Here is a 6019-nt window from a genome sequence, read left to right on the forward strand (position 1 = left end):
GCCAAGCATGATGAGAACTACATGCCACCAGAGGTTGCCGAGGCGCTAGAGGCTGGCCATGAAGAGGGGAAGAGAAGAATGCTGGAGAGTAAACAATGATTCCTGAGCTAGGCAACTTTGCCCTGATGATTGCCCTCTCAATTGCTATCATTCAGGGGATTATCCCTCTGGTTGGAGCACATAAAGGGATCTCAAACTGGATGGCTCTGGCACGTCCTGCCGCCCAAGGACAGTTCCTCTTTCTGTTGTTGGCAATAATTCTGCTTGGGATCGGCTTTGCACAAGACGACTTCTCTGTCCGCTATATAGCCACAAACTCAAATTCTCAACTTCCCATGATCTACAAGGTGAGCGCGATCTGGGGTGGCCATGAGGGCTCTCTGCTGCTTTGGGCCTTTCTTATGAGTCTGTGGGGTGCTGCAGTTACCTGGTTTAGCAAGAGTCTTCCATTTACCCTGACATCTCGTGCGCTTGCAGTTATGGGGCTGGTTAGTATCGGTTTCCTACTATTTCTTCTCTTCACCTCAAACCCATTTGACCGCCTTATCCCTGCTGCTGCTGATGGTCGTGATCTGAATCCGCTGCTACAGGATCCGGGGCTGATTATCCATCCTCCACTCCTCTATATGGGATATGTTGGCTTCGCAGTGCCTTTTGCATTTGTCATTGCTGCACTGATTGGTGGACATCTGGATGCTACATGGGCACGCTGGTCTCGCCCCTGGACAGCAATTGCGTGGGTCTTCCTGACTCTGGGAATTGGACTCGGCAGTTGGTGGGCCTACTATGAGCTTGGCTGGGGTGGATGGTGGTTCTGGGATCCGGTAGAGAACGCATCGTTCATGCCATGGCTTATGGGAACAGCACTGCTGCACTCTCTGGCTGTGACTGAAAAACGTGGCGCCTTCAAAGTATGGACTGTTCTGTTGGCAATTTTCACCTTCTCCCTAAGTCTGCTGGGAACCTTCCTGGTACGTTCCGGTGTTCTGGTATCGGTTCACGCCTTTGCTTCTGACCCGTCACGAGGTGTATTTATTCTCTTCTTCTTGGCGATCGTTATTGGAGGGTCACTGGCTCTCTATGCATGGCGCGCGCCAATGATTCGTGGTGGAGGTAAATTTGAGACGTTCTCCAGAGAGACTCTGCTACTGGTAAACAATGTCCTGCTGGTGGTTGCCACCATGACGGTACTTATTGGAACTCTCTACCCTCTTATTCTTGATACACTAGAGATGGGCAAGATCTCAGTTGGCCCTCCATACTTTGATGCCGTATTTGTCCCCATCATGTTACCGATGTCATTCCTGATTGGATTGAGCGCGGTTATTCGCTGGAAAGCTGACAAGCCAGGTCGTGTTATTGGTGAGCAGAAGGCGGCGCTACTTGTGTCGCTGATAATTGGCCTCTCTCTCCCCTTCCTGATATTCGACACAACATCCATTCAGTTGAGTATAAGTTCAGCTATTGCGGTATGGATAATCATCACCATGCTTCAGGATTTCTGGAACAAGTCATCCCGAAACAAGAAAATATCCAGAAGCCATTTAGCAATGCTGGTCGCTCATGCAGGACTTGGACTGTTCATCATCGGAGTTGGTTTCACTACTGCATTCAGTATTGAGAAGGATGTACGGATGGAACCAGGCAGCAAGGTTGAGGCTGGAGGCTATACATTCCATCTGGATGGAATGGTGGAGCGTCAAGGTCCAAACTACACCACGACAGAGGGACTAGTGTACGTATATGATGAAAACCAGCAGGAGGTTGCCGTGCTCCATCCTGAAAAACGATTCTATACCGTACAGAGCATGCCTATGACTGAGGCCTCTATTGATGAGGGGCTTTTCCGTGATCTCTATGTTGCAATGGGTGAACCGATCAAAAACAGTAATGCCTGGGCCATGCGTGTCTACTACAAGCCATTTATCCAGTGGATATGGCTAGGGGTTATGGTGATGTCTCTTGGCGGGATTTTGGCAGCAACTGATCCACGTTACAGACGGATAGCAAAGCGTGCTCGTGAGGCCCAAGCCGGATAATACCCAACGCAATGAAAGCAGTTGTTATGAGATCTCCTGGTGGAGCTGAACAGCTTCAATATGAGGAGATACCGGAACCCGAAATCAGCTCTCCGGATGAGTTGTTGATTAAGGTTAATGCTGCTGGAGTTAATCCAGTGGATACCAAATTGCGAGCCAATGGGGTCTACTTCACTGATGCTCCTCATCATGTTCTGGGCTGTGATGGTGCCGGAGTTGTCAAAGAGAGTGGAGACGGGTGCACCCGCTTTAAACCTGGTGATGAGGTCTACTACTTTAATGGCGGCCTGGGTGGTGCCACAGGAAACTATGCCGAGATGGCGGTGGTAGATGAGCACTATGTTGCCAGAAAGCCCGAAAACCTGAGTTTTGAGGAGGCTGCAGCCGCCCCGCTTGCCCTGATCACCGCATGGGAATCACTATTTGATCGTGGCACTCTGCATACGGAAGACGAGGTTCTTATCCACGCCGGTGCTGGTGGTGTGGGACATCTGGCTATCCAGCTGGCGTCTACAGTTGATGCCAGGATAGCTACAACTGTAGGCTCCAAAGAGAAGGCTGAATTTGTTAAATCACTTGGTGCCGACCTTGCGATCCTCTATAAAGAGGATGATTTTGTGGCGGCCGTTCAGCAGTGGAGCAGCAAAGACGGGGTCAACATGGTTTTTGATACTGTAGGAGGTGAGACCTTCAACAACTCTCTGCGCGCCGCAGGCAACTACGGTGAGGTTGTAACCCTACTGCAGATTCCAGAGCAGGCTGACTGGAAAAGTGCCCGTGGTCGCAACCTGCGGGTCACCCAGGAGCTTATGCTTACACCTCTGGTCTCCGCTCTGCATGATATGCGTCTACACCAGACGGAGATCCTTGAACAGTGCACCAGGCTCTTTGAGGCTGGAAAGCTTCAAGTACACCTTAGCCATATATTGCCACTGGAACAGGCAGCCGATGCCCACCGCATGGTTGAGGAAGGCTCCACGACTGGCAAGATTGTACTAACAACAGGGTAGATATCCCCTACCTCTGAAAAAGCTTGATGTGATAGGTCCGGAATACCATCGCAACTACATCAGAAACATCTGATAACTACATGATCTCTAAGCAATACCAAATTCGGTTAATTTAACCCAGTAGGTTTTGTAACAGTTGAAGACGGTCCAGAACATCCACCCAAAGAAGATAGCCAGAACCAGGCCTACAATATGAATTGCAGCCGGGAAGAGCAGTGCCCCACCCCATGCGACCACGGATAGAGAGAATAGCATCAACAGTATCCGGGCGCTTTGTGTTGGGAGGATCTGAAAAATATTTGGGATATTGGCAAGGTTTTTCATCTGCTGAGGATCCTTGATGACCTTTTGCTGCAGATGGAGAAAAACCAGAAACGGGGTAATTTTTATCAACATTCCTGACACCATCGGCAACAGAAAACAGAAGATCCAGAAGAGTGCCAACCATCCTGGAATCTTTCCTGAAAACAGTAGTGAGTAGATCAGCATGGATGACCCGATAATCAGGGATATAAACGAAAACTGCCAAAAATATACTGTCGCATCAAATATCTTGCGTTTTCTCCTGGCGATAATCAGTAAGCCGGAAACACCAAAGGCCACCATGGCACCAGCAGCAAGGAGAAGAAAAATATCTGCCTCCAGACCAGAGAACCCAGCCATCCTCACTACACCCCACAACAGCAGCATCACAGCCACAAATGGAATCACCAGCTTCTTGATCCACCCAGGAAAGTCTGGTGTTACCTGAAACATGGGTATCATCTGAAAACTGATCCCCATCAGAAGCAGGGTGAACCACCCACCAAACGCCCAGACTGCATGGATATCGGTCAGTGGAAACAGGGTTACACGTCCAATTCCCGGGGTTATCAATAGCACCACCCCAACTACAACCAGTAGCAGCAGGAAAAGGGCCGGATAACGAAACAGATAGATGGTCTCAGGCGGATTATCAACCATGAATAGAGCGTACAGTAGCAGTAGTATATATGGCAACAGCCCAACAGTTAGCACAATGAAGGAGATGAAGAGAAGACTGGATTCGGAGAAGAAAAACCCAACAGAGTAGAACAGCACCCCAACCGTTAACGAGAGATAGATTACTCTAGATATGGTCCCCTGCCATTTAAAATGGACGCCCCCCAGTACTGGAAGAATCTGAAACAGAACACCAATTACAACCATCATCAACATCCCTATATTGACGAGATGTAGCGCACCGATCATTCCAGGATTCCATCTGCTGGAGATTAGTTCAGCCCCAGAGAAGAGTAACAGTAGTGAAAAAACAAGCCCGAACAGTGGAGCGGTCAGGATAAAACGAAAGGGAATATGGATTGGTGGTGCATTCTCTATCGAGATATTTGCAGTGTTAATCATCTGCTCTAACCATACTGCCCATTCACCCGCTCTTTGGCCAGTTGGTCATTCCTGCCATAGATCATGATCTCGTATGGGGCTTCGCCATCAAGATAGAGAAGGTGGTCAAACTCCATATCATCAAGCACAGAGTAGAGAGGATAAGGCTCCATACGGTGCAACATGCGCACATACTCACCTTCACCAAGTTTTGCTACAGCATCCATGATCTTCTGCATCGGCTCCGGTGCCGGTAAATTCTGAACATCACAGATGATCTCACCCTCAACCATGTCCACGCCCTATTCAGCAGAGAGAGTCAATTTATCAATAATGGGTTCAGCCGGGGAGAGTGCCTGATCAATCATTGGATAGAGAATCTGCTCCTCTTTCATGTTGTGCTGTTGAATCATCATCATCAAGGTATCCGCAACCCCAAGCACCTGCTCGGCATGTCTCTCTTCCATTGCCTGCTTCAACCCATCAAGCAGTGACCTCATCTGCTCATGCTCCATCTTCATCACCATGGTCGGTCCCTGGCTATTTCCTGTCACATCCTCGAAGGCAGGAAACAGCGTCTCCTCCTCACTGGCGAAGTGGTTCAATATGTTCCCCTGAAACTCCTTCCATGCACTATCTGCAGAGTCCCAATCCCCAGAAGATACAGCGTTCTCCATATTTGAGAAGAGCTCATCACACGCACGGTGGTGGTGTGTCATAATGTCTGATATCGCGTCCATACTATATACTCATGATTTTTGTGATTTCAGCTAACATTATCTCACTATACAATACCTTTGGTATTTGATATTCATCAATGATTGACTCACATTGCCACCTCGACTTTCCTGACTTTGACAGAGATCGTGACAAGGTGATTAGCAACTGTATTGCGCTTGGAGTAGATCAGATAATCATCCCCGGGGTCAGTAGCCTGCAGTGGGACAAGGCACTACAGCTCCGTAAAAAACAGAGCTGCCTAAGGGTGGCCATTGGGCTACACCCCCTCTTTCTTGCTCAGCATACGACGGAAGATTTGACTGCTCTGGATACCGTGCTCTCATCCAATAGCGATATTGTTGCGGTAGGTGAGATTGGTCTGGACTACTATCTGCCAGATAGTGATCGTCAAGGACAGAGGGAACTTTTTATCCGACAACTGGATATAGCAAGAGAACACAAGCGCCCTCTTCTACTTCATGTGCGCAAGGCACATCAGGAGGCAGTTCAAATACTGCATGAGCACAACCACTACGGAGGAGTTGTCCACGCTTTCAGTGGAAGCCTGGAACAGGCTCAACAGTATATAGAGATGGGGTTTCTGATTGGTGTAGGTGGTGTGGTAACACGACCCAATGCAGCCAAACTCCATCGAACAGTGCGTGAGGTTTCTCTGCACTCAATAGCCCTGGAGACCGATGCGCCTGATCTCCCCCCTGTCTGGGCAAGAGGTGAGAGAAACTCTCCCGAACAGCTTCCAGCAATTGCGCAGGCCATTGCAGATATTCGAGGAGAGTCGCTAGACAGAGTAGCTGAAGAGAGCACAAAAAACATAGTCAACGTTTTAGAGCTTTCCTAAATGATTGACTTAACAGAGTAAACATATAA

6 protein-coding genes are annotated in these 6019 nt (G+C 48.8%); 3 read left to right on the forward strand and 3 right to left on the reverse strand.

What is annotated here, in order from left to right; translation table 11 throughout:
- The first annotated feature begins 95 nt into the window (after nucleotides 1-95).
- Both AC3ZFK_RS01890 and AC3ZFK_RS01895 read left to right on the forward strand, forming a co-directional pair.
- The gene (locus AC3ZFK_RS01890) at nucleotides 96-2039 is read left to right on the forward strand and encodes a heme lyase CcmF/NrfE family subunit (protein WP_487506182.1); all 1944 of its coding nucleotides are present in this window, start codon (nucleotides 96-98) and stop codon (nucleotides 2037-2039) included.
- Between the two features lie 11 nt (nucleotides 2040-2050).
- Entirely contained in the window at nucleotides 2051-3049 is a 999-nt protein-coding gene (locus tag AC3ZFK_RS01895; RefSeq protein ID WP_487506181.1) for a zinc-binding dehydrogenase, read from the forward strand.
- A gap of 87 nt (nucleotides 3050-3136) precedes the next feature.
- Here the strand turns inward: AC3ZFK_RS01895 and AC3ZFK_RS01900 are convergent, their stop codons facing one another.
- From AC3ZFK_RS01900 to AC3ZFK_RS01910, 3 genes are read right to left on the reverse strand one after another with little or no spacing between them, the layout of a single operon-like run.
- The gene (locus tag AC3ZFK_RS01900; RefSeq protein WP_487506180.1) at nucleotides 3137-4432 is read right to left on the reverse strand and encodes a hypothetical protein; all 1296 of its coding nucleotides are present in this window, start codon (nucleotides 4430-4432) and stop codon (nucleotides 3137-3139) included.
- Nucleotides 4433-4437: 5 nt separating this feature from the next.
- Complete coding sequence (locus AC3ZFK_RS01905) at nucleotides 4438-4704, reverse strand: DUF2249 domain-containing protein (protein ID WP_487506187.1); 267 nt, start codon at nucleotides 4702-4704, stop codon at nucleotides 4438-4440.
- 9 nt (nucleotides 4705-4713) lie between these two features.
- A complete protein-coding gene (locus tag AC3ZFK_RS01910) occupies nucleotides 4714-5151 on the reverse strand; it encodes a hemerythrin domain-containing protein (protein ID WP_487506179.1) in 438 nt (145 codons plus the stop codon).
- A 77-nt stretch (nucleotides 5152-5228) separates the two neighbouring features.
- Between AC3ZFK_RS01910 and AC3ZFK_RS01915 the strand changes: the two genes are divergently transcribed.
- A complete protein-coding gene (locus AC3ZFK_RS01915) occupies nucleotides 5229-5990 on the forward strand; it encodes a TatD family hydrolase (protein WP_487506178.1) in 762 nt (253 codons plus the stop codon).
- Nucleotides 5991-6019: the final 29 nt, after the last annotated feature.

The organism is Candidatus Thiopontia autotrophica, from assembly GCF_982804495.1.